The 22691-nt window shown below is 39.2% G+C and carries 24 protein-coding genes; 14 read left to right on the top strand and 10 right to left on the bottom strand.

The genetic code is table 11. From position 1 onward, the window contains the following. Positions 1–82: 82 nt before the first annotated feature. From ACKTS5_RS19640 to purD, 4 genes are all read left to right on the top strand, one after another. Positions 83–670 carry a T9SS type A sorting domain-containing protein gene (locus tag ACKTS5_RS19640; RefSeq protein WP_408045591.1) on the top strand — a complete coding sequence of 196 codons (588 nt, stop codon included), beginning with the start codon at positions 83–85 and terminating at the stop codon, positions 668–670. Between the two features lie 6 nt (positions 671–676). Continuing rightward, positions 677–1483 (top strand): hypothetical protein, encoded by an 807-nt coding sequence (locus ACKTS5_RS19635; RefSeq protein WP_408045590.1) that lies wholly within the window; start codon positions 677–679, stop codon positions 1481–1483. A gap of 38 nt (positions 1484–1521) precedes the next feature. Next, positions 1522–2385 carry a T9SS type A sorting domain-containing protein gene (locus tag ACKTS5_RS19630; RefSeq protein WP_408045589.1) on the top strand — a complete coding sequence of 288 codons (864 nt, stop codon included), beginning with the start codon at positions 1522–1524 and terminating at the stop codon, positions 2383–2385. 92 nt (positions 2386–2477) lie between these two features. After that, the gene (purD, locus tag ACKTS5_RS19625; protein WP_408045588.1) at positions 2478–3752 is read left to right on the top strand and encodes a phosphoribosylamine--glycine ligase; all 1275 of its coding nucleotides are present in this window, start codon (positions 2478–2480) and stop codon (positions 3750–3752) included. Positions 3753–3827: 75 nt separating this feature from the next. On the opposite strand, the gene ACKTS5_RS19620 is transcribed toward purD, so the two are convergent. Together ACKTS5_RS19620 and ACKTS5_RS19615 are read right to left on the bottom strand one after the other, a co-directional pair. Next, positions 3828–5378 carry an Rne/Rng family ribonuclease gene (locus ACKTS5_RS19620; RefSeq protein WP_408045587.1) on the bottom strand — a complete coding sequence of 517 codons (1551 nt, stop codon included), beginning with the start codon at positions 5376–5378 and terminating at the stop codon, positions 3828–3830. Positions 5379–5674: 296 nt separating this feature from the next. Then, on the bottom strand, positions 5675–5965 hold the full coding sequence (locus ACKTS5_RS19615; RefSeq protein ID WP_408045586.1) for an HU family DNA-binding protein: 291 nt from the start codon (positions 5963–5965) through the stop codon (positions 5675–5677). Between the two features lie 133 nt (positions 5966–6098). Here ACKTS5_RS19615 and mutY point away from each other — a divergent pair, with 133 nt between their 5' ends. From mutY to ACKTS5_RS19590, 5 genes are read left to right on the top strand one after another with little or no spacing between them, the layout of a single operon-like run. Then, complete coding sequence (gene mutY, locus ACKTS5_RS19610; protein WP_408045585.1) at positions 6099–7148, top strand: A/G-specific adenine glycosylase; 1050 nt, start codon at positions 6099–6101, stop codon at positions 7146–7148. A gap of 36 nt (positions 7149–7184) precedes the next feature. Next, positions 7185–7643 (top strand): single-stranded DNA-binding protein, encoded by a 459-nt coding sequence (locus ACKTS5_RS19605; protein ID WP_408045584.1) that lies wholly within the window; start codon positions 7185–7187, stop codon positions 7641–7643. Positions 7644–7662: 19 nt separating this feature from the next. Further along, entirely contained in the window at positions 7663–8964 is a 1302-nt protein-coding gene (locus ACKTS5_RS19600) for a gliding motility-associated protein GldE (RefSeq protein WP_408045583.1), read from the top strand. Next, positions 8957–9511: a gliding motility lipoprotein GldD gene (gene gldD, locus ACKTS5_RS19595; RefSeq protein WP_408045582.1), complete on the top strand. Its 555-nt coding sequence runs from the start codon at positions 8957–8959 to the stop codon at positions 9509–9511. Before ACKTS5_RS19600 ends, gldD begins: the two co-directional genes overlap by 8 nt. A 16-nt stretch (positions 9512–9527) precedes the next feature. Next, entirely contained in the window at positions 9528–10079 is a 552-nt protein-coding gene (locus ACKTS5_RS19590) for a YIP1 family protein (protein ID WP_408045581.1), read from the top strand. On the opposite strand, the gene ACKTS5_RS19585 is transcribed toward ACKTS5_RS19590, so the two are convergent. The 4 genes from ACKTS5_RS19585 to trhO form a co-directional block, all read right to left on the bottom strand. Then, positions 10051–11094, bottom strand: a complete 1044-nt coding sequence (locus ACKTS5_RS19585) for a COX15/CtaA family protein (protein ID WP_408045580.1) — start codon at positions 11092–11094, stop codon at positions 10051–10053. The two genes, ACKTS5_RS19590 and ACKTS5_RS19585, sit on opposite strands and share 29 nt — an antisense overlap. 123 nt (positions 11095–11217) lie before the next feature. After that, on the bottom strand, positions 11218–11448 hold the full coding sequence (locus ACKTS5_RS19580; RefSeq protein ID WP_408045579.1) for a ferredoxin: 231 nt from the start codon (positions 11446–11448) through the stop codon (positions 11218–11220). Continuing rightward, positions 11448–12695 carry a U32 family peptidase gene (locus ACKTS5_RS19575; RefSeq protein ID WP_408045578.1) on the bottom strand — a complete coding sequence of 416 codons (1248 nt, stop codon included), beginning with the start codon at positions 12693–12695 and terminating at the stop codon, positions 11448–11450. The genes ACKTS5_RS19580 and ACKTS5_RS19575 overlap by 1 nt, the downstream gene beginning before the upstream one ends. After that, positions 12695–13726 carry an oxygen-dependent tRNA uridine(34) hydroxylase TrhO gene (trhO, locus tag ACKTS5_RS19570; protein ID WP_408045577.1) on the bottom strand — a complete coding sequence of 344 codons (1032 nt, stop codon included), beginning with the start codon at positions 13724–13726 and terminating at the stop codon, positions 12695–12697. The genes ACKTS5_RS19575 and trhO overlap by 1 nt, the downstream gene beginning before the upstream one ends. Positions 13727–13958: 232 nt before the next feature. Here trhO and ACKTS5_RS19565 point away from each other — a divergent pair, with 232 nt between their 5' ends. The 3 genes from ACKTS5_RS19565 to ACKTS5_RS19555 all read left to right on the top strand — a co-directional run bounded on the left by ACKTS5_RS19565 (position 13959) and on the right by ACKTS5_RS19555 (position 16290). Continuing rightward, positions 13959–14966, top strand: coding sequence for an aspartate-semialdehyde dehydrogenase (locus ACKTS5_RS19565; RefSeq protein ID WP_408045576.1), 1008 nt, complete (start codon positions 13959–13961; stop codon positions 14964–14966). A 67-nt stretch (positions 14967–15033) separates the two neighbouring features. Continuing rightward, positions 15034–15687, top strand: coding sequence for an HD domain-containing protein (locus ACKTS5_RS19560; protein ID WP_408045575.1), 654 nt, complete (start codon positions 15034–15036; stop codon positions 15685–15687). A gap of 153 nt (positions 15688–15840) precedes the next feature. Beyond that, positions 15841–16290: a GNAT family N-acetyltransferase gene (locus ACKTS5_RS19555; protein ID WP_408045574.1), complete on the top strand. Its 450-nt coding sequence runs from the start codon at positions 15841–15843 to the stop codon at positions 16288–16290. On the opposite strand, the gene ACKTS5_RS19550 is transcribed toward ACKTS5_RS19555, so the two are convergent. From ACKTS5_RS19550 to ACKTS5_RS19535, 4 genes are read right to left on the bottom strand one after another with little or no spacing between them, the layout of a single operon-like run. Then, the gene (locus ACKTS5_RS19550) at positions 16287–17069 is read right to left on the bottom strand and encodes an enoyl-CoA hydratase/isomerase family protein (protein ID WP_408045573.1); all 783 of its coding nucleotides are present in this window, start codon (positions 17067–17069) and stop codon (positions 16287–16289) included. The two genes, ACKTS5_RS19555 and ACKTS5_RS19550, sit on opposite strands and share 4 nt — an antisense overlap. A gap of 34 nt (positions 17070–17103) precedes the next feature. Beyond that, complete coding sequence (locus tag ACKTS5_RS19545) at positions 17104–18513, bottom strand: sensor histidine kinase (protein WP_408045572.1); 1410 nt, start codon at positions 18511–18513, stop codon at positions 17104–17106. A 31-nt stretch (positions 18514–18544) separates the two neighbouring features. Then, complete coding sequence (locus tag ACKTS5_RS19540; RefSeq protein ID WP_408045571.1) at positions 18545–19063, bottom strand: hypothetical protein; 519 nt, start codon at positions 19061–19063, stop codon at positions 18545–18547. Continuing rightward, positions 19063–20214 carry a DNA polymerase III subunit gene (locus ACKTS5_RS19535; RefSeq protein WP_408045570.1) on the bottom strand — a complete coding sequence of 384 codons (1152 nt, stop codon included), beginning with the start codon at positions 20212–20214 and terminating at the stop codon, positions 19063–19065. Before ACKTS5_RS19535 ends, ACKTS5_RS19540 begins: the two co-directional genes overlap by 1 nt. A 128-nt stretch (positions 20215–20342) precedes the next feature. Between ACKTS5_RS19535 and ACKTS5_RS19530 the strand changes: the two genes are divergently transcribed. Together ACKTS5_RS19530 and feoB are read left to right on the top strand one after the other, a co-directional pair. After that, on the top strand, positions 20343–20567 hold the full coding sequence (locus ACKTS5_RS19530) for a FeoA family protein (RefSeq protein WP_408045569.1): 225 nt from the start codon (positions 20343–20345) through the stop codon (positions 20565–20567). A gap of 2 nt (positions 20568–20569) precedes the next feature. Then, positions 20570–22672 (top strand): ferrous iron transport protein B, encoded by a 2103-nt coding sequence (feoB, locus tag ACKTS5_RS19525; protein WP_408045568.1) that lies wholly within the window; start codon positions 20570–20572, stop codon positions 22670–22672. The last annotated feature ends 19 nt before the right edge of the window (positions 22673–22691 follow it).

Here is a 22691-nt window from a genome sequence, read left to right as displayed (position 1 = left end):
CTAATCCTATATTTGGGTCGAGAGGTAAAAATACCATAATTCCGGTATTTTTTTGAATGAACTATAACTAGATATTTGTAACATGAGAACAAAGGGGGCTATTTTATTATTATTATTAACACTTCTATTGTCGTTTCAGGACTTAAGAGGACAAAATTCAGGGAATTGCCCGCAGGTAGGACCTGTGGTCGTAAGTGGAGAAGTGAGTTCCATCAACTTTTCTGAGTGTGATGTGGATTTGGAAATCACCACCAATGGCAAGCATACAATTGTAGAGGGCGAGATTTATGTTAATTTGAAGAACGGACATTCCATACGTTTTATACCTAAGAATGGACATCAAATTAGAATTATTCCTTATTTATCGCGGCAAATGATGCCGGGTAGTAAGACCACGGTAGGCGGGACAAAAAATGAGGAGGAAAGTTTGCCAAATGGAGATGCTGGTAAAAAGACGAGATTGTATCCTAATCCGGTGCGAGAAACGCTAAATATAGATAGTAAAGAACAACTGAATTCATATAAAATCATCAACCTTCAAGGAGTTACCTTACAAGAAGGAAAATTGAATTCAAATTCAATATCGGTAAGTCAATTGCCAATTGGGATTTATAGAATTGTATTTAGTACTCCAACAGGGATAATCACCAAGAAGATAGTAAAAAATTAAGTATATATGAAAAAAGTTATTTTAACGGCTGCCGTATTGTTTACCGGCTTAGCCAGTCAAGGACAGGATTTAATAAGTGGAGGATCGAATTCTTGGATTTTACATACGCCAGATGGAGGAAGTTTACCGCATAAGCTACACATTGCGCCAAAAGTAAATGGAAATTGGTCGTGGTCAAGTGAGTTGGAGTATACTTCTGACGGAGTACTGAAAGTACCATCTAAATTGGCGATTGGTATGGGAGATGATAACCCTTCTGGATCATTCGCGGCTCAAACAGTTACAAACATGAAGTTGGTACTCAACAAAAATAATGCATCGTCTATTTCGTTCATTCCTAACAATTCCGATTCTTGGTTTCATTTTGGGCATGGACTCAATAATAGCTTAGAGTTATCGCAAGGACCTAATCCGGGAGATATTAAATTAATGACTTTTAAGAATACTGGATATATCGGTATTGGGACACAGAATCCTGATCAATTATTGACTGTAAAAGGAAAGATTCACAGTGAGGAAGTGATTGTAGATTTATCAGTACCGGCAGATTATGTATTCGAAAAGTATTACGAAGGAACATCGGAGTTAAAAGAAGACTACAAGATGCCTAGCTTGGAGGAGGTTGAGGCTTTTACCAAAAAGAACCACCACTTACCATCTGTTCCATCGGCGGCAACCATCCAAAAAGAAGGCTTGCAATTGAAAGAAATGACCAATTTATTACTTCAAAAAATTGAAGAGTTAACGCTGTATACCATTGAACAAGAAAAGCGCATCAAAGCATTGGAAAAAAAATTAGCTGAAAAGAAATAAATCGTTGCTTAATTGCTTGAAAAGTAAACTAGAAAGTTATGATGAAGAAAAAACATGTATTGCTGTGCGTGCTGTTACTGACTGGGAAATTTCTCTTTGCCCAGTATATTTCTCCCAAAAGTAAATATGTAACAGTTCGCAACGGCGAATACAAAACAGTGAGTTTTACGCTGTTTAACCCAACAAGTACCGATTTTAATTGGTATTTGTCAGGTGCAGCAGAAGCGAGTATTAGTAAGACTTCAGGAAGGCTATTTCGCTATGGTTCTGACAGTTTTAGTATTACTGTTAACAATGTTGCGAATGCAACCTACACGACTACGTATCACTTCGGAATTAATTTTTCGAGTAAGAGCGGAAATCATTACGATGCCGGCTTTTTAACGGTAGCGTACGTAAAGGGTTGTGTAAATGAAGTAACGCTAAAGCACACAGTATCTGCAGGTCGTAAAGATTACCAATCAGCTATTGTTGCTATCAATGCCCAAAACACTATTGAAAACGGGGCAGAAGCGTATTTTAGTGCAGGAACTAGAGTTCGATTAATACCGGGGTTCAAAGCCCTTTCAGGAGCTAAATTTAAGGCCTTTATTCAAGGTTGCTCAGCAAGAACAGCTCAGGAAACAAATGAAAAAGAGTTGCCTGTAGCCGGTAAAATAAATGTGGAATCGGATAAAATGAGCTCGAGGTTCGAAGTGTATCCGAATCCGTTTACAAATAAAATAACTATACAAACAAGAAAAGAAATCGTCGTGTGGAAGCTAAGAACATTATATGGTACAACGGTTGCCTCAGGCAGGGAAAAAGACGTTTTGACCACTGAGTTACCAAAAGGTATGTACCTACTACAAATTGCATTAGCATCCGGGGAGATTGTTACGAAGAAGGTGATTAAGGAATAAATGTTGGTTCTTTAGTTTGAAAAAAAGAGAGGCTTTTTTAAGTCTCTCTTTTTTCTTTGGAATATATTTGCAGGAACAAAACAACACAACAAATGAATATTTTAATTTTAGGATCTGGAGGTAGAGAACACGCCTTTACCAAAAAGATTACAGAGAGTGCAAAAGTAACGAAGGTATTCGTAGCTCCAGGAAATGCAGGAACTGCAGCTATTGCAGAAAATTTAGCTGTTGACCCTACTGATTTTGAGTCGGTAAAAGCTGCAGTAGTAGCCAATGAGATTCAAATGGTGGTCGTAGGACCTGAAGCTCCTTTGGTTGCCGGAGTACACGATTATTTTTTAGCCGATGAAGAACTAAAAAACATCCCCGTAATCGGGCCTAAAAAAGATGGAGCTTTGTTGGAAGGAAGTAAAGACTTTTCAAAACAGTTCATGCAAAAACACGGTATTCCAACAGCGCAATACCAGTCGTTTACCAAAGATTCTCTAGAGGAAGGGAAAGCTTTTTTAACCACATTGACACCGCCATTTGTGTTGAAAGCAGATGGTTTAGCAGCAGGAAAAGGAGTACTTATTATCGATGATTTAGCCGAAGCACAGGCCGAATTGGAAGACATGTTGACGAATGAGAAATTCGGGGCAGCCTCATCTACTGTTGTTATTGAGGAGTTTTTAAGAGGAATCGAATTATCGGTATTTGTATTGACCGATGGGAAGAGTTATAAGGTATTGCCATCTGCTAAAGATTACAAGCGTATCGGAGAAGGAGATACCGGGTTGAATACAGGAGGCATGGGGGCTATTTCGCCAGTTCCTTTTGCAGACGATGCTTTCCTAGCAAAAGTAGAAGAACGCGTTGTAAAACCTACTGTAGAGGGTTTACAGAAAGATGGTATTGATTACAGAGGGTTTATTTTTATCGGATTGATGAATGTAGCTGGTGATCCTTTTGTGATTGAGTATAACGTACGTATGGGAGATCCGGAAACGGAAGTAGTACTCCCGAGAATCCAATCGGATTTGTTAGAGCTCTTTGAAGGAGTGGCTAATCAAACCTTAGATTCGAAGTCGTATGAGGTTACTAGCCAAACCGCAACGACGGTAATGTTGGTATCTGGAGGTTACCCAGAGGCTTACGAAAAAGGGAAGCAAATCAGCGGTTTTGAGCAGGCAGAAGGTTCGATCGTTTACCACGCCGGAACCAAGTTAGACGGCGATAAGGTACTTACCAGTGGAGGAAGAGTCATGGCAATTACCACATTGGCAGATACCATGGGAGAAGCCTTAGCTACCTCGTATAAAAACATAGAAAAGATAACATTCGATAAGATGAATTATCGCACAGATATTGGGTTTGACTTACAATAAGTCAGTACCCTATACAAACGAAAAATCCCTACCATAACGCATGGTAGGGATTTTTTTTCGTAATAAGATTAAGCCTTACTTACCTTTTTTCTTCTTAGGTCTTTTATAGAAAAACTTATACTGTAAGTATTGGTAGGCATCACGAGGTAAAATTTTAATCCACTTTTTGTGCTTTAGAAACCACTTAAAGCGTATTGAATTGAACCCGTTGGTAAGGTAACCGGCGATAAAAGGATGAACATTTAACGTGATGTTCGTATAATTTTTATCGCTGTTTAACAAGCGTTCTAATTCAGCTTCTATTTTATCCAATAAAACGATAGGAGCTTCAACTTCTCCATTTTTATTCGGATTTGGTTCTCTTGTTTTTATGTGTAATTCAGGTCGTACACGTTGTCTTGTTATCTGTACTAAACCAAACTTACTCGGAGGTAAGATTTTGTGTTTTGTACGATCAAAAGACATAGCTTCTTTTAAGTGTTGAAATAACTTTTGTCTGTTTTCAGCACTTTTCATATCAATAAAGTCAACGACTATAATTCCTCCCATGTCGCGCAACTGTAACTGGCGAGCAATCTCGGTAGCGGCAATTAGGTTGACTTCTAAGGCAGTTTCTTCTTGGCTTAAGGCTTTGTTAGAGCGGTTTCCACTGTTTACATCAATTACGTGTAAAGCTTCGGTGTGCTCTATTACCAAATAAGCACCTTTGCTCATAGAAACTGTTTTACCAAACGATGTTTTTATTTGTCTTTCAATGCCGTACTTTTCAAAAATAGGCATCTGTGATCTGTGTAGTTTCACTATTTTTTCTTTTTCAGGATAAATTTCTTGAAGGTATTCCTTAATCTCTACCTTCAGTGCTTCATCGTTGGTGACTATACTTGTAAAAGAATCGTTCATCACATCTCTTAAAATAGAAGATGCTCTATTTAACTCACTTAAAATTTTCGTCGGAGTATTGTTGTTTGCTATGCGCTTACACATGGTTTTCCAACGATCTAGTGAATTTTGTAAATCTTTGTCAAGTTCTGCTACTTTTTTTCCTTCAGCAACAGTACGTAAAATAAGTCCAAACCCTTTAGGTTTGATACTTTTTGCTAATTTTTTTAAGCGTTCTTTTTCCTTGTTATCTGCTATTTTTTGCGATACAGATACGCGGTTCGAAAAAGGAACTAATACTAAATACCTACCGGCAATAGACAGCTCAGAACTAATTCTAGGCCCCTTGGTAGATATGGGTTCTTTTACAATTTGTACTAATAAATTTTGACCTGACTTTAGTACATCGTTAATGCTTCCGTCTTTGTCGATGTCCTCTTCAAAGCGAAAGTTTTTTAAAGTGAATTCTTTAAATTTACCTGTGCTTACCTTTTTAATGAATTTGTTCAAAGATTGAACTTGAGGTCCCAAATCGTGATAGTGTAAAAAACCGTCTTTTGGGTAACCTACATTGACAAACGCAGCGTTCAGCCCAGTCATTACCTTTCCTATTTTTGCAAGGAAAATATCACCTACTGAAAACTTGTTGTCGCTCGTTTCTTTGTTTAATTCTATAAGTTTTCCATCTCTTAATAAGGCAAAATCAATATCAGAAGAATTGGAACGAATTATTAATTCTGTTTTCATCTGAAGTTGTTTTTATGCCTTGTATTTGCATACAAGACGGATTAAAAATTGTAAACAGGTATTGTATTTTAATACCGTTTAAGGTGTTGAAACCTTAATGTCAATGAACGTTTTTAAGCTATTTAAGCAAACGGAAAAAGTAAGCTATTGCTTACTTTTTCTTATGACGATTTGCTCTTGCTCTTTTCTTTCTTTTGTGTGTAGAGATCTTAGCTCTCTTTCTTTTCTTACCACTTGGCATAATTAAAATGTTTTAATAAAGCTTGCGCTTCAGGTTAATACTTTATTTACAGATATTATTTAACTGCTACTTTCGCTTTTACACCTTCAGTAAATACTTTAGATGGCTTAAAAGCTGGAATGTTGTGAGCAGGAATTTTAATAGTAGTATTTTTAGAGATATTTCTTCCTGTTTTCTCAGCTCTAGTTTTGATGATAAAACTTCCGAATCCTCTTAAATAAACATTGTCACCGTTCTCTAACGCCTCTTTAACCTCTTCCATGAATGCTTCAACAGTCGCTAAAACATCTGCTTTTTCAATTCCACTTTTATCCGAAATTTTAGATACGATATCTGCTTTTGTCATTATAAATATTTTTTGATTTGTTTTCTTTAAAATTTGAGGATGCAAATATATGATAATTAATCTATTCCGAAAAAGTTTAAACTTAAAAAAAAACGAGGGAAATACTGTAATTTTGCAAAACTAAATTTTTAAAATGTCTTTTGGTAACAATTTAATACAGTGGTATTTAGAAAATGATCGGGATTTGCCTTGGCGAAAATCTAAGGATCCTTACGTGATTTGGTTGAGTGAAATTATGTTGCAACAAACACGCGTAGCCCAGGGTTTACCGTACTTTTTGAGCTTTATTAAGCATTTTCCGACCGTGTTCGATTTAGCAAATGCCCCCGAAGCAAAGGTGCTTAAACTTTGGCAAGGACTCGGCTATTACTCCCGAGCACGTAATTTGCACTTTACCGCAAAATACGTGGCCAATGAGTGTAATGGCATTTTTCCAGGAACTTATAAAGATTTGTTAAAATTAAAGGGAGTAGGGGATTATACCGCCTCAGCCATCGCTTCAATTTGCTATCAGGAGCCCGTTGCTGTAGTCGATGGAAACGTATATCGCGTACTTGCTCGATACCTGGGGATCGCAACTCCCATAAATACGACGAAGGGAATTAAGGAGTTCAAAGCAGTTGCCCAAGAATTGCTGGAGCCCAGTGAGCCCGGAAATTACAATCAAGCACTGATGGACTTTGGCGCACTTCATTGTAAACCCCAAAACCCGCTGTGTTCAACCTGCATTTTTTCGGAATCCTGCGTGGCCTTTAGAAGTCATCAGGTAAAAGAACTTCCGGTAAAAGAGAAAAAACTCAAAGTAAAAAAACGTTACTTTAATTATCTAGTGGTCGACACGGAGAAAGAAGCGACCGTTTTAGAGGAGCGCAAAGGAAAAGGTATTTGGCAAGGCTTGTATCAGTTTCCGCTCGTAGAAGGAAAGGGCGAAGTGTCGGAAGAGGAGTTGCTGCAGTCGGCCCGCTTTCAAGAACTCGTTCACCATAAAGAAGTATCCGTATCGCTCTTTAATGAAAAGGCAGTAGTTCACAAGCTGTCACATCAGCATTTGTACACGAATTTCTGGATAGTGAACACGCCGAGCGTTACCGAAGAAACCATCAGTTGGAACGAGGTAAAACAAAAACCCGTACCGGTGCTTATCGATAAGTTTTTGAAGGAATATTTAAAGGAGGAATTGTAATTTTTGTATATTTGATGTTACACAAATTTAAAGCATATGGCAGGTACCGTTAACAAGGTAATACTTATTGGACATTTAGGAGATGAAGTGAAGATGCACTATTTTGAAGGAGGAAATGCCATCGGTCGTTTTCCTATTGCTACGAATGAAACCTATACCAACAGGCAAACAGGAGAGCGAATTACAAACACGGAATGGCACAATATAGTCGTGCGTAATAAGCTGGCTGAAATATGTGAAAAATACTTGACCAAAGGAGATAAAGTATATGTGGAAGGACGATTGAAAAACCGTCAATACGAGGTGGACGGACAAAAGCGCTATACTACCGAAATTCAAGTGCAAGACATGACTTTTTTATCGACTAAAAAAGATCCCGCTGCAATGGGACGCCCAGCAGAGCAACCGTTATCAGGAAACCCTGCGAGCCCAACCGGTGCAGCACCTCAGGTGAATCAGACACCTATGAATGACGATGATGATTTACCATTCTAGTTTAACTTAAATTTTAATTTTGGATCCAGAACCCGAACCTTTTCTTCATTTTCTCAGCGCTATTGATTGGTTAACAACCCTCAATGCGACGCTTTTGCTGGCCTTGCTTATATGCTCAGCACTCGTTTCAGGAGCTGAAGTGGCCTTTTTTTCCATCTCCAATACCGAGTTGGAACAACTTAAAGACAAAAGCAAAGGAAAGAGCGTGGTGGCGAATTTGTTGGCGAAACCACAAAAATTGCTCGGTACCATTTTAATTACTAATAACTTTATCAATATTCTCATCGTACTACTCTTCGCAGCTTTGGGAGAAGTGGTTTTGGAAGGGATTGATAAAAAGTGGAAATTTGGTATTGAGGTTATTCTCGTTACTTTTTTGATTTTACTCTTTGGTGAGGTGCTACCTAAAGTCTACGCAACCAGAAAATCACTGCAGTTTGCGACTTTTATGTCGAGGCCTATACAGGTATTGAATACCGTTTTGACCCCTTTAAGTGCTCCCTTAATCAAGCTGACCTCTGTCGTGGAAAACCGCTTGGGGAACAAGAATAATAATTTATCGGTTGAGCGCTTGTCACAGGCATTGGAACTCACTTCTGACGATGCGACGACCAAAGATGAACAGAAAATATTAGAGGGAATCGTCACCTTTGGAAATACGGAAACGGTACAAATTATGCGACCGAGAACCGACGTTTGTGCCATCGAAGAAAATACCAGTTACGAAGAGGTACTGCGTATTATACTAAAAAACGGCTACTCAAGAAATCCAGTATTTAGCGATAATATCGACAACGTCATTGGCGTTTTATATGCAAAAGACCTGCTCAAACACCTGGACAAAGAGACCTTCGATTGGCAATCGCTAATTCGCAAGCCCTTTTTTGTCCCTGAGAACAAAAAGCTAGATGACCTGCTAGGAGAGTTTCAAGAGAAAAAGAATCACTTGGCTATCGTGGTAGATGAATACGGCGGAACCAGTGGTATTGTTACCCTAGAAGACGTAATTGAGGAAATTGTAGGAGATATCAATGATGAGTTTGACGATGAAGACTTGAGCTATTCAAAGCTCGATGAGAATAATTATGTGTTTGAAGGGAAAACGACCATCAAAGATTTTTGTAGGGTCTTAGACGACGAGCATGAAGAAGATTTTGAAGAAGTAAAAGGGGAAAGCGAAACGATTGCTGGATTTATCCTAGAAGTATCTGGAAAGTTTCCGAAGAAAGGTGAGAAAATAAATTTTAGTAAGTATACGTTTACGGTAGAAGCGATTGATAAAAAACGAATTAAACAAGTAAAAGTAACCAGAGATGCGTAAATTAATTGGTATTGTGATGTGTGTAGTGTTGTGGGGGTGTGGAGCCGATCCGTTTCCGAAGCCCAAGGCCTACCTGAGTTTGAATTACCCTAAAAAGGAATTTCGCAAATTGCCAGTGAAACGCCCGTATCAATTTGATATTCCCGAGAATACAGAAATTAAAGATTTACCTAAGCAGTGGTTGAAAATCAAATACCCCGCATTAAAGGCTTCCGTTGATATTACTTACCGCCCCGTACAGGGTAATTTGAGAGAGTTATTGCTTGAATCTGAGAAACTTGTGCTAGAACATACGGTGAAAGCGGATAATATTTCTTATATTAATTACTTCAATGACGAAACCAAGGTTTTTGGAAAGCTCTGTGAGATCAGTGGTAATGCTGCTTCTCAGGTGCAGTTTCACGTAACCGATAGTACAAAACATTTTTTAAAGGCTTCGTTGTTCTTCTATGCCAAGCCTAACTACGATTCGATTTATCCGGCTGTTGAATACATCAAAAAGGATATGATACGAATGATGGAGACTTGTGAATGGACGACGAAGTAGGGATTTGCCAATCGCTATGAGGACATTTTTTTTGTTATTATTTAATTCAGAGCAAGCAGCAGTTTCACTTAAAGGTGAAGATAGTCGTGCTGCCTATCAACGAACACTTTGGTTGTTTGCCGTATTAGGTGTACTGCGTTATGTGTTGTTTATAACGCCAGAGGAAGAAAACCGGCTGTTCGTTGTCAATCTAGGCTTTACCATACTACACGTGTTCTTAATGCTTTGGTTTGCTTTAGTACTGGGCTTTTCCCTGTCTGTATTAGCGAACTGGTTGGGAGCCAAACAGCACCGCGAATATGTGATCCCATTGCTCGGATACGCTTTTGTCCCCATAGTACTCTTCAATGCGATTGCCGTATTAGAGCACTATATTTCACAGCTCAACGAGCTCATACCACATCACGTTTTAGCGATGTTGAGTTATATCGCCTGGTTGTTAGCCTTGTGGATACTGCTAGTGGGAGTTAAGCGGCTGTTCAACTTTTCTTATGCCAGAAGTGTTTTTTTACCGCTGTCTTTAGTGCTTATTAAGTGTGCTACGATTGTGTTGTTTCTATGGCTTTAGCGGGCTTTTTACTTTGCAACCAAAGGTAAAATTGAAGTCCAAACAGCAATGCTCCTGCCAATAAGTGCGTCGCTTGGGTACCGAGCGGAAATTCTGCGTAATACATTAAAATCCCCGTAATCGTTTCAAGGAAAATTAAAAACACGATCCAATTGACTAATTGATATCCAAGATTTTTGATTTGATTTAAGTAAAACATTCCCAAATTCACCAAAACGATAGCGATGGTAAACGAGCGGTGAAAGTAGAACTTAAAATTAGGATCCATTAAGCTGTATTCTTTGTTGGCAAAACCAAATTGCTTTACCTGTTCGTCGATAAATTGTCGAACCTGAGTTCCCATAGCAATTTGTATCAATGAAAATACAACGGATACGATGAGTAGCTTGTTGAATAAAGCATTGTATTTTCTGTTGTTTTCTGTACTTGGGTTGATAATGAAGTGCAAGTATAACAAAAGAGCTACAATCACTAAGCCTGCAACCATATGTATGGTGATGATGGTGGGTTTTAGGTTGGTGTCTACTACTGTTTTTCCCAGCCAAGCTTCGAACAGCATTAACAAGAAGGCTCCGTAGGCCAATAGCGGAATACGCTTGTCGCTATTCCAGTATTGACTGGCAGAGACGATTAGGAACAAAAAGACAAAACCTGCAAGTACGGATGCCAATCGGTTGATGTACTCCGTCCAAGTATGGTATTTGTTGAATTTTGCGTAATCGTGTTTGGTGTATTTTTCCCAGTTACTAGGGTTAAAACTAGCTGCCGTGGTCACATCGTTTTGCGCTACAAATAAGGTTTCGTCTTTGATGATAATCATGCCTTTTTCATAACTTTTATTCGCTTGCCACGTAATTTGGGTTTCTGAGGTAGGCGGAATGTAATATCCAAAACACTTTGGCCAATCTGGACAGCCCATACCTGAACCAGTCATGCGAACTACAGAACCTGCAATAAAGATTAAATAGACTGAAATTATCGATAATTTTACCAGTAGTTGTAAACGATTTTTCATGGGAAATAAATTTTTACAAAGGTACGGAAAACCCGAAGAAAAAGTATTTGAAGCCATTCTAATTAAGTATAAAAAAACGCCTCAGTAGATTTCTATGAGGCGTTTTTTATTAGAGGTGTATTTTTATACTTGTTTGACTTCTATGATGTTCACAGGACAGGCTTTTTTTGCATCGTTTGATGCATCGTAAATGCTTTCGTCATGCGACTTGATGGTATAGAATCCTTTTTTTTCCGTGGCGTGCAACAAAACAGACTTTCCGTCCTTTTTAGACATTTGAAATTGACCCGGTGCCAATTCCACACAGTAGTTGCAACCAATGCACTTGTTTCTTTGTAGGGTGATGACTACCATTAGTTTTTGGCAAATTCAGTTTTTACTATTTTGTACAGTTTGTCAGAAGGTCTAATTCTGAAATCGAGTTTCATAGTAACTTCGTCTCCTTTACTCGCAGTAGTAGCGTCCTTATCGTTTACGTACATGCTCTGTAAGGTCATTTCACGTGCACCAGTAGTTGGGCCCGTAATCAAAATAGTATCACCAACAGAGACGTCATAAGCTTCTATTTTAAACTCTCCAATGGAAGGTTTAGGGAAAAAGTGTACTCCTTTACCCAAGTAAACTTTTTTCTGGGTTGCGTGTGAGCCGGGTTCTTTACTCCATTCACCGAGTTTTTGACCTAAGTAATAACCATTCCAAAAACCGCGGTTGTATACCTTTTCTAATTCTTGCATCCAGCTAATGACCTTGGCTTTGTCATAACTTCCGTCATACAAGCTGTCGATAGCGTCTCGGTAGCACTTAATTACCTTGGCTACGTACTCAGGAGCTCTACCGCGTCCTTCAATTTTTAAAACCTTAATTCCGGCGTCAGCCACCTGATCTAGAAAGTCAATGGTACAGAGGTCTTTTGGTGACATGATATACTCGTTGTCGAGCTCCATTTCAAAACCAGATTCCTGATCGATAACCGTGTATTTTTTGCGGCAGTTTTGCTTACAGGCACCTCTGTTTGCCGAGGAATTATGTGAATGTAAACTCATATAACACTTACCAGAAACGGCCATACACAAAGCACCGTGTCCGAAAATTTCGATCTCGAGTAACCTACCTGAAGGCCCTTTGATTTCTTCCTTGGCAATTTGATCGGTAATTTTCTTAACCTGTCGTAAACTCAATTCTCTACTCAACACAACCGTATCGGCAAACATCGCGTAGAATTTCACGGTTTCGATGTTGGTAATATTGATCTGCGTAGAGATGTGTACCTCCATTTGTTCGGCACGAGCCATAGCAATTACCGCCTGATCCATGGCAATGACGGCTGTAATATTAGCTTCTTTTGCCCTTTTGATCAGTGTTTTTACGATTGATAAATCGTGGTCGTATACTATGGTGTTTAAGGTCAGGTAGGTGCGTACGTTTTTTTCGGTACACCTACGTGAAATTTCCTCTAAGTCGTCTAAGGTAAAATTGATAGAGGCACGTGCTCTCATATTGAGCTGTTCCACACCAAAATACACCGAATCACATCCGTTGTCGAGTGCTGCCTGTAACGATTCGAAGTTACCGGCAGGAGCCATTAATTCAATCTTCTGCATTACTTCTTGTACTTTAATGCTTCTGAACGTCCTTTTTTGAAAATTTTATTGCTGGCGTGCTTTCCTTTTCTCAATGCTTTTTGCTCTTCGTAAGGAAGTTGAATGATGTCTTGACATTCAGGAGAACAGGTGTTTTCTGTTTTTTCAGCACAGGCCTCACACTGAATGAAAAGTAAGTGACATCCTTCGTTGGCACAGTTGGTATGCGTGTCGCATGGAGTTCCACATTGATGGCAATTAGAAATGACATCGTCAGAAATACGCTCAGCTCTTCGGTGGTCGAAGACAAAGTTTTTACCTAAAAACTTGTTTTCGAGACCTTCGGCTTTTACTTGACGCGTGTATTCGATAATTCCACCTTCAAGTTGGAAAACATTTTTAAATCCTTTGTGCTTGTAGTAGGCAGAGGCTTTTTCACAACGAATTCCTCCCGTACAATACATCAATAGATTTTTATCTTCTTTGTGGTCTTTTAAGTCTTCCTCAATGATGTCTAGTGAATCTCTAAACGTATCTACATCTGGAGTCACGGCACCGTCGAAATGGCCAATTTCACTTTCGTAGTGATTGCGCATGTCTACGCACACTGTATTCGGATCGGCCAACATTTTGTTAAATTCAGCGGCAGATAAATGAACTCCTTTATCCGTTACGTCAAAAGTTTCATCGTTTAATCCGTCAGCAACAATCTTATCACGTACCTTAATCTTTAACTTTAAAAATGACTTGTTGTCTTGTTCAACAGCTACGTTTAATCGAATGTCCTTTAGAAACTCAATAGCATCTAATTGATCTTTTAATTTGAGAAAATTTTCTGAAGGAACTGATATCTGGGCGTTGATTCCTTCGTAAGAGACATACGTTCTCCCAAGTACATCGAGCTTCTCCCATTCGATAAACAGCTTGTTTCTAAATAAGGTTGGGTTTTTTATCTGAAAATATTGATAAAAAGAAATAGTAAGACGGTCTTTTCCCGCTTCGTCAATTAATTGAGCGCGTTCTTCCGCGCTTAACTTGTTGTACAGTTGCATGCTATACCATTTAAGTTAAACAAAATGTGTTGATTTTGTAAAAAATCGCTGCAAAGGTACTGATTTTTTGTGGTTTGCTGTTTAATTTGCTACTTTTTGTTTAAAATTGATAAGAATTAAACCAAGGGCTAAAAAAACACAAATTTAATATACAACCAATCTGATTTTTTTAAACCTTTGTAACTGTTAGAGAAACAGTTTAAAAGAAAAAACACGTTAAAATTTAAATATAATGAGAGTAGCAGTAGTCGGAGCTACCGGAATGGTAGGAAATGTAATGTTACAGGTATTAGCTGAACGTAATTTCCCAGTAACAGAGTTAATCCCCGTAGCATCTGAGAGATCAGTAGGTAATAGTATTACGTATAACGGAACCGATTATACGGTTGTCGGGTTAGAAACGGCCGTTTCGATGAAACCCGATATCGCTTTGTTCTCAGCAGGAGGAAGTACTTCTCTGGAGTGGGCACCAAAGTTTGCCGCAGTAGGAACTACGGTTATCGATAATTCTTCTGCTTGGAGAATGGACCCTGAGAAAAAGTTAATCGTTCCAGAAATAAATGCCGATAGCCTTACGGAAAACGATAAAATTATCGCAAACCCAAATTGTTCTACCATACAAATGGTGTTGGCTTTAGCGCCATTGCACCGTAAGTACGGAATTAATAGGTTGGTGATTTCTACGTATCAATCCATTACAGGAACAGGAGTTAAGGCCGTTCGTCAGTTAGATAATGAAGCCAATGGAGTGGAAGGAGAAGCTGCCTACCCACACCAAATTCATAAAAACGCCTTACCACACTGTGATGTCTTTGAAGACGGAGGGTATACGAAAGAAGAACTTAAGTTAGTGCGTGAAACGCATAAGATTTTGAATGACGATTCGATTGGAGTAACGGCAACAGCTGTGCGTATTCCTGTTGTTGGTGGCCATTCAGAGTCTGTGAATATCGAGTTTGACAGTGCTTTTGAAGTAGAAGATATCAAGCAGTTATTATCGGAAACAGACGGAGTTATCGTACAAGATAATATCGAAAACAACGAGTATCCTATGCCGTTTTTCGCGGAAGGAAAAGACGAAGTTTTTGTAGGGAGAATCCGTAGAGATTTCTCTAGAAACAATGCATTGAATATGTGGATTGTTGCCGATAACCTCAGAAAAGGAGCAGCGACAAATACAATACAAATTGCGGAGTACTTAGTGAGTAACGACCTCGTAAAGAAGGAAGTTTTAGCCTAAGATATTTTCGAAATAAAATTACAATCCTGAGCGCTTGCTCAGGATTTTTTTGTGCTATTTTTGTGTGATGGATACAAAAAAAATTATTGAACATACTCAGAATTACGTCAGAGAAACCTTGAAAGGAGCTGAAGGAGGACACGATTATTTTCATATAGAACGCGTGTATAAAAACGCCTTACTCATCGCTGAAAATGAAGAGGTCGATACGTTTGTGGTTGCCTTAGGGGCACTGTTACACGATATAGCAGACAGTAAATTTTACAATGGTGATGAAACAGTAGGTCCTAAAAAGGCAAGGGACTTTTTGAGCGGCTTGGAAGTGGAAGATTCAATTATTGAACACGTAGTGCAAATTATTCGAAATATCTCTTTTAAAGGAGGGAATTTTACTCAAGATTTTCACTCACCAGAACTCGATGTCATCCAGGATGCGGATCGTTTAGATGCTATTGGCGCAATTGGAATTGCGAGGTGCTTTAACTACGGAGGTTTTAAAAATAGAGCGTTGTACGATCCGAGTATTGCTCCAAATTTAAACATGACAAAAGAAGAATACAAGAAATCTACCGCTCCGACCATTAATCATTTTTACGAGAAATTATTACTCTTAAAAGACAAGATGAATACAGCGACAGGGAAAGCGATTGCCGCTGAAAGACATTTGTTTATGGAAAAATTTCTAGATCAATTCTATATGGAGTGGGAGGGGAAAGCATAATGTTAATTTTTTGTGCTTTTTAAATAAAATTTATGTTAATTTTTGTTTTTTATGAAAATTAGTGTATGTTTGGAACTCAATCCCCATAATAAAATTTATTCCCCTTAAGTAAAAAATAGCATCTAAAATCTTTTTAGGCGCTATTTTTGTTTTATGGAGTTACTACAAACCGAGATTATTTACGACCAGCCGTCTAAAGAGCATTACCGAGTTCTAAAATCACTCTACAGCGAAATTTTTACCGATGCCGACGAGGGTTTTTTTGATCAGCGCTTTCGCAAAAAAGAGCGATTCTTAACGCTTGTTGCCTTCTGTAAAGGGAAGCCAGTAGGATTTAAAATAGGATATTTATACGACGAGGATACTTTTTACAGTTGGTTGGGTGGAGTGTTGCCTGCGTTCAGAAAAATGGGAATAGCCGATATGTTGCTGCGAAAACAGCACACACTGGCCAAAAAAATGGGGTTTTCGAGAATAAGAGCCAAATCGATGAATCGATTTAAACCCATGATGATATTAAACCTTCGTTCGGGGTTCAATATCACCAAGGTATATACCAATGCTACAGGGCAGCAAAAGATTGTTTTTGAAAAGGAACTTTAGTTTCCTGGAAACGAAGGTTTTCTTTTTTCTAAAAAGGCAGTAGTACCTTCTTTAAAATCTTCGGTAGCAAAACAAGCACCAAATTCTTCAATTTCAGTCTCAAATCCGTTAACACCGTCTACGTAGTTATCATTGACAGCTCTAATTGCTGCAGCGATAGCCACTGACGAGTTTCTCATAATTTTACTCGCTAATTTCTCTCCTAAGGCTAGCAATTCGTCTTGTGGAGTTACGTAGTTTACCAAACCACATGATAGTGCTTCTTCAGCAGAAATCATACCAGCAGTCATAATGAGTTCCATCGCTTTTCCTTTACCGATGAGTTGTGCCAAACGCTGCGTACCACCATACCCCGGAATAACTCCTAATGATACTTCAGGTAAGCCCATTTTTGCGTTGTCTGAGGCAATTCTGAAATGACAGGCCATAGCGAGCTCTAATCCGCCTCCTAAGGCAAATCCATTAACAGCGGCAATTACAGGAGTACTTAAGTTACTTACAAAGTCAAAGAGCTTTTCTTGTCCTTGCTTGGCTAAGTGTTTTCCTTCTTCTTCAGAGAAATGAGCAAATTCTGAAATATCAGCTCCAGCAACAAAGGCCTTCTCTCCACTTCCCGTTAACAAAATAACTTTGGTGTCGGCATCGTCCTCGAGTGCTTTAAAAGCTTCGTGTAACTCTTGTATGGTATCTTTGTTGAGTGCGTTTAGTTTTTTAGGTCTGTTAATCGTTAGCTGTGCTAAACCGTCGTGTTGTTCTAAAATTATATTTTCAAAGTTCATATGCTTTGTATTTGAATGTGCTGATTCGTTTGATTTATGTTCTCGGTAGTATTACTGTAAATACGGTTCCAATTCCTTCGGTAGAGCTAAATCCAATAGTTCCGTCGTAGGTTTCAATGATTTTTTTAATCATGGGGAGTCCTAACCCCATACCACTGGTTTTGGTGGTGAATTTAGGCTCAAAAATAAGGTCTTTATTTTCCTCTTTAATTCCTTTTCCATTGTCGGAAATCGTAATCTTTACATTGTTGCCGTCCAGTGATACTTTTACATCAATCTTGGGTTTTTGCTCTCCTTTTTGCATGGCTTGCGTGGCATTTTTTACCAAGTTGGTGACGATGCGAATGAGCTGTGTTTTGTCGAGATGTGCCATGAGAGAAGTCTCTTCAGGTAAGTATTCGATATAGTCTTCCGTAAAGATGTCTAAAGCGTGTTTTACTACGTCAATAACATCGAGCTTTTCACGTCGTTGTGTAGGCATTTTTGCAAAATCTGAAAAGGCAGAGGCAATAGAGCTCATGACATCTATTTGCTGGATGAGCGTTTGACTGTATTCTGTGAGCTTTTCACGAATGTTGGGATCCTCTGGGTTAAACTTTCGCTCGAAACTCTGTACGGATAAGCGCATAGGGGTCAGCGGATTTTTAATCTCGTGGGCTACCTGTTTTGCCATTTCTTTCCAAGCCTGTTCACGTTCACTTCGAGCGAGTCGAACAGCACTTTCTTCCAATTGGTCAATCATGTTGTTGTACGCCGTTACTAAGGAGCTTATTTCAGAACTCGGTGTTTTTAAAGTGATTTTTTCATTGCGTTTGTTCAGGCTAGTTTCTTTAATTTTTTCCGAAATGGTTTGGATAGATCGGGTAATATAACTCGATAAAAAATAAGCGAGTAATATGGCGAGGATAAACATGATGACGTATACCAACGTGAGGCGAGACATAAATTCTTGTAGCTCTTTTTTCTGATCTTCGTTGTCTTGGGCTATCTGCAATTGTAAAATCCCGATGCGTTTGAATCGAGAGTCGTTGATGTAGGTATACGACGACTGGTAGGTAACTCCTTTTTCTCTTCTCGATTTTAATATGCGGTGATTGGAGTTGATGGCGAGTTCTTTGACCGTTTTCCTCGATAACGGAACGTCTTCGGCTTTGTCGAAATTGTAGGGAATCGACGATTTTATCAGTTTCCCCTGCATGTCGTACATCGAAATGGTCAGTTTGTGAACACTGGCGATTTCATAAATGCGATCTTGAAAAATTTTAGGTAAATTTTCAGAAGTTACAGGGTAGGTTGTTTTGTCTAGTTCAATTTCAATATTGTGCTTGGTCGCCTGCTCTTTACGCCCAAAACGTTGCACATTATAATCTTTAGTCTGTTCGTTGTATTGATAGATGGTAACGGTTACAATCAGGATAGAAGCCAATAGGATGAGGAGTATCATTGACAAAAATATCCGGATGCGCAGTGAAATATTACTTAGTGGAATCAAGGTGTGTATTTATTCGTTTAGTTTTCATAAAAAGTGTGTCGTCAAACTGCTGGTCTTTGTCCCAATCGTATTGCACAGTACCTTCAAAGCCTGTTTCTGTTGGGCGAATGTGGTACCAAGCTTGAACTTGTTGTCCTCCGTAATGGTAATCGACGAACAAACTGTCATTTTTAGTGCTGTATTTCCCAGAGGTTTCTCCAACTTTCTCTCCGTTAGGTTGCAAGAACCATGCCTTAAACGTTCCGTCTGCGGCGTAACTCGATTGCGCTTTCCCCGAAGCAGGGTTCGAAAAGTTATCTTCAAACACATGGGTACTGTCACTACCTCGATAGCTAGGCATATTGATTTTGATATAGGTGGTTTCCCAGGATCCTTCTATAAATTTCGCCAACTTTTCGGTATTGGCAGTACTCGATTCCTCTTTTTTAGGGGTGGTTTTACATTGCGTAAAAAGGCATCCACTAAAAAGAATCAGTGCTAAAAGAGATGAACGTAGCTTCATTAGGTGCTTATTTTTTCTTCTTTTGTATGCAAAAGACGGGTTAATTTAATGGATAAATCTAGTAAAATAATTTTAGCATTTCCGTTTCTTTCGATGTGATATTGAGCATCATCCAATTCTTTTTGAATGGATAAGATGTTGCCGCTATGCACAAAAGGAGCAAACTTTTCCAGTTGGAAATTTGCCGTTTTTGTTTGAAGAAATACCAAATCAGGAGTGCCGTAATTGAGCAGTAATGCCTGTCTAAAAAACTGAATGCAGTACTGTAGAAATTGCTTTTGAGTTTCTCTACCCGATCCGGCAATGGTCTCTGACCATTCGATGAGGTCTTGGATTACCGCAGCATTCCCCTTGGCTTTAAAGGCACTTCGAATCCAAACGATAAACCACTTTTCAAAGAGGTCGTCATTGGAGTCGTTTTTGAGTATGTGTACTGCTTTGTTGTAATTTCCTTCACTGCGATGTGCAATAGTAACCGCTTCATTTTGAGTAATTCCCTCTCGTTGTTGTAAAGCCTGAACGATATCGGTCTCTCCTAAAGCCGGAAAGTGCAGTGCCTGGCATCTCGATTTTATGGTGTTAATAATCTGTCCCTCATTTTCCGTAACCAACAGAAAAATAGTGTTTTCAGGAGGCTCTTCAATGAGCTTGAGCAATTTGTTGGCAGCAGCATTGTTCATCTTTTCTGCCATCCAAATAATCATGACTTTAAATCCGCCTTCATAGGCTTTAAGTTGGAGTTTTTTAACGATGTCTTCTGCTTCATCTACACCAATTTGCCCCTGTTTGTTTTCTACGCCAATAAATTGCAGCCAATTAAACAAACTACCATAGGGTTGTGTGGCAATAAAGGACCTCCAGTCGTCTAAAAATAAATTGCTGATAGGATGTTTTTTTACCTGGTCGGTACTGGTTACAGGAAAAGCAAAGTGCAAGTCAGGGTGCTGTAGTTTAGCACATTTTAGCGCACTGGCTTCAGGATTTGGAACATCCGTGGTGAGTAGGTGTTGTGCGTAGGCAATTGCCATGGCCAAAGTTCCGCTTCCTTCATTTCCTACGAATAACTGTGCATGTGGGATGCGTCCGTTTTCCGTAGCTTTTATCAAGTGTTTCTTGATGTGGTCCTGTCCAATTATATCCTCAAAAGTCATAGTACAAATATACTAGGTTCGAGGCGAGTCAGCAAAAGCTAATTGCTAAATGAAACACAATGTTTTAGCAGTTAGTTTAGAACTGTTCTATTTTAGTATATTTGCATGCTAACACAATTTTTTATTTTTTGAGTACTATTGCCACACTAAACATTGGGGAGAAAGGAATTATCTCGGAAGAGAGCTTGGATAGAATTCCGTTAAAGTTATTGGAAATGGGGTGTTTGCCCGGAACAGAAGTAGCTCTGATTCAGGTAGCGCCACTCAATGACCCGTTGTATATATGTGTCAATGGAAGCCATTTGGCTATTCGAAGAGAAACGGCAGGGAAAATTTTAATTACTAAGATGTAAGCATGGCAAATACGTTACAAGTAGCACTGATAGGAAACCCGAATACGGGAAAAACTTCGTTGTTTAATCAGTTAACCGGCTTAAATCAAAAGGTAGGAAATTATCCAGGAGTGACGGTCGACAAAAAGCAAGGAACGTGTAGGTTAACTGCTGACCTGACCGCGACGATAACAGATTTACCAGGAACTTACAGTATCAATCCGACTTCTATTGATGAGAGTATCGTTTTAAAAACGCTGCTCAGCCAGGAAGAATCGGAAGTACCTGATGTTATCGTAGCTGTTGTCGATGTCGTAAATATCAAACGCAATTTGTTGTTGTTTTCTCAGGTGAGAGACTTGGGGATTCCGATGATTTTGGCAGTGAATATGGCCGATCAGATGGAACAAAAGGGAATTGTCTTGAATACCGAGGCTTTGAGTGATGATCTCGGTGTGCCTGTAGTGCTTATTTCAGCTAGAAAACGTTTAGGCTTAGGAGAATTAAAAAAGGCCATCGCTAACGTTGAGCAAGCGCAAGAGGCAGCGAGTTTTGAAACGATTAGCTCGAAAGTTGATACGGCGTATTTTGAGGAGTTAGCACAGGTGTCAACCCGCTTTACCGCGTACGAGCTTTGGCTCATGTTAACAAAGGGCTATTTAAGTCCTTTATCCGATGAGGAAAAAGTTAATTTAAGCGCGTTCAACGACGTGTCAAAACAAAAGAAATACCAGCATAAAGAAACCATTTATCGCTATCAAGAAATCAATGCGGTTTTAAAAAAATCGTATGAAATGGATGCGGCGAAAGCCACAGGGATGAGAGCAAAATTAGATGCTGTGTTTACACATAAAATCTTTGGATATCTATTTTTCTTCGGGTTGTTGTTAGTGATTTTTCAGTCTATTTTTAATTGGGCATCGGTACCGATGGATTGGATTGACGCTGCGTTTGCATCGCTAGCAGAACAGGCAAAATCAGCATTGCCAGAAGGAAAATTCACCGATTTATTGACCGATGGAATTATTCCAGGAATTGGAGGTGTCGTTATCTTTATTCCTCAAATTGCCATATTGTTTTTGTTTATAGCACTGCTCGAAGAATCGGGGTATATGAGTCGTGTGGTGTTTTTAATGGACAAAATTATGAGGCGTTTTGGAATGAGTGGAAAAAGTGTCATTCCGTTGATTTCAGGGACAGCCTGTGCCATTCCAGCAATTATGGCTACCAGAACCATTTCGAGTTGGAAGGAACGCCTGATAACCATCATGGTGACCCCTTTAACAACCTGTTCCGCGCGTTTACCTGTTTACGCTATTATTATTGCGTTGGTGATACCGGATAAAACGGTTTTTGGCGTGTTTAATTTGCAGGGGTTGAGTTTGTTGGTTCTGTATGTGCTCGGTTTCGGAACCGCAGTGCTTGCTGCTTATATCTTGCATAAAACACTTAAAATAAGAAACAATTCCTTCTTTGTGGTTGAAATGCCAGACTATAAAATACCTTCGGTAAAGAATGTAGGCTTGGATGTATTGGAAAAAACTAAAGCTTTTGTTTTCGATGCCGGTAAAATTATCTTATCCATATCGATAATTTTGTGGTTTTTAGCTTCTCACGGACCGAGTTCTTACGATAGTGTCGAGGCTGATTTGGCGACAAATCCGACATATGCAAACTTGTCAAAAGAGGAATTTTCTCAGAAAGTCGCTTCGTTAAAACTAGAAAAATCTTACGTTGGGATTATGGGGAAAACCATCGAGCCAGTAGTGGCCCCGTTAGGGTATGATTGGAAGATGGGAATTGGCTTAATAGCTTCCTTTGCGGCCCGAGAAGTATTTGTAGGAACCCTAGCCACCATCTACAGCGTGGAGGCCGATGATGAAGATACGTCAACCATTCGTGAAAAAATGGCTGCCGAAGTCAATGAACAAACTGGAGCAAAACGCTTTAATTTTGCAACGGGAATTTCACTGTTGTTATTCTACGCGTTTGCCATGCAGTGTATGGCCACCTTAGCCATTGTAAAAAGAGAGACGAAAAGCTGGAAATGGCCAATGATTCAGTTAGTAGGTATGGGGCTGTTGGCCTATGTTTCGGCGTTAATATCCTATCAAATTTTACGTTAATGCAAGATGTTTTAGCCTA

It is taken from the genome of Tenacibaculum litopenaei (genome assembly GCF_964514025.1).
In the GTDB taxonomy this organism is placed as follows: Bacteria; Bacteroidota; Bacteroidia; order Flavobacteriales; family Flavobacteriaceae; genus Polaribacter; species Polaribacter litopenaei.
Note: the sequence above shows the minus strand (reverse complement) of the source record. Positions and strands in the feature narration are given on the sequence as shown.

Excerpts from the sequence above, each read along its gene's own strand:
- ACKTS5_RS19640 (WP_408045591.1), top strand. The coding sequence starts at position 83 with ATGAGAACAAAGGGGGCTATTTTATTATTATTATTAACACTTCTATTG.
- ACKTS5_RS19635 (WP_408045590.1), top strand. The coding sequence starts at position 677 with ATGAAAAAAGTTATTTTAACGGCTGCCGTATTGTTTACCGGCTTAGCC.
- ACKTS5_RS19630 (WP_408045589.1), top strand. The coding sequence starts at position 1,522 with ATGATGAAGAAAAAACATGTATTGCTGTGCGTGCTGTTACTGACTGGG.
- purD (WP_408045588.1), top strand. The coding sequence starts at position 2,478 with ATGAATATTTTAATTTTAGGATCTGGAGGTAGAGAACACGCCTTTACC.
- ACKTS5_RS19620 (WP_408045587.1), bottom strand. The coding sequence starts at position 5,378 with ATGAAAACAGAATTAATAATTCGTTCCAATTCTTCTGATATTGATTTT.
- ACKTS5_RS19615 (WP_408045586.1), bottom strand. The coding sequence starts at position 5,965 with ATGACAAAAGCAGATATCGTATCTAAAATTTCGGATAAAAGTGGAATT.
- mutY (WP_408045585.1), top strand. The coding sequence starts at position 6,099 with ATGTCTTTTGGTAACAATTTAATACAGTGGTATTTAGAAAATGATCGG.
- ACKTS5_RS19605 (WP_408045584.1), top strand. The coding sequence starts at position 7,185 with ATGGCAGGTACCGTTAACAAGGTAATACTTATTGGACATTTAGGAGAT.
- gldD (WP_408045582.1), top strand. The coding sequence starts at position 8,957 with ATGCGTAAATTAATTGGTATTGTGATGTGTGTAGTGTTGTGGGGGTGT.
- ACKTS5_RS19590 (WP_408045581.1), top strand. The coding sequence starts at position 9,528 with ATGAGGACATTTTTTTTGTTATTATTTAATTCAGAGCAAGCAGCAGTT.
- ACKTS5_RS19585 (WP_408045580.1), bottom strand. The coding sequence starts at position 11,094 with ATGAAAAATCGTTTACAACTACTGGTAAAATTATCGATAATTTCAGTC.
- ACKTS5_RS19580 (WP_408045579.1), bottom strand. The coding sequence starts at position 11,448 with ATGGTAGTCATCACCCTACAAAGAAACAAGTGCATTGGTTGCAACTAC.
- ACKTS5_RS19575 (WP_408045578.1), bottom strand. The coding sequence starts at position 12,695 with ATGCAGAAGATTGAATTAATGGCTCCTGCCGGTAACTTCGAATCGTTA.
- trhO (WP_408045577.1), bottom strand. The coding sequence starts at position 13,726 with ATGCAACTGTACAACAAGTTAAGCGCGGAAGAACGCGCTCAATTAATT.
- ACKTS5_RS19565 (WP_408045576.1), top strand. The coding sequence starts at position 13,959 with ATGAGAGTAGCAGTAGTCGGAGCTACCGGAATGGTAGGAAATGTAATG.
- ACKTS5_RS19560 (WP_408045575.1), top strand. The coding sequence starts at position 15,034 with ATGGATACAAAAAAAATTATTGAACATACTCAGAATTACGTCAGAGAA.
- ACKTS5_RS19555 (WP_408045574.1), top strand. The coding sequence starts at position 15,841 with ATGGAGTTACTACAAACCGAGATTATTTACGACCAGCCGTCTAAAGAG.
- ACKTS5_RS19550 (WP_408045573.1), bottom strand. The coding sequence starts at position 17,069 with ATGAACTTTGAAAATATAATTTTAGAACAACACGACGGTTTAGCACAG.
- ACKTS5_RS19545 (WP_408045572.1), bottom strand. The coding sequence starts at position 18,513 with ATGATACTCCTCATCCTATTGGCTTCTATCCTGATTGTAACCGTTACC.
- ACKTS5_RS19540 (WP_408045571.1), bottom strand. The coding sequence starts at position 19,063 with ATGAAGCTACGTTCATCTCTTTTAGCACTGATTCTTTTTAGTGGATGC.
- ACKTS5_RS19535 (WP_408045570.1), bottom strand. The coding sequence starts at position 20,214 with ATGACTTTTGAGGATATAATTGGACAGGACCACATCAAGAAACACTTG.
- feoB (WP_408045568.1), top strand. The coding sequence starts at position 20,570 with ATGGCAAATACGTTACAAGTAGCACTGATAGGAAACCCGAATACGGGA.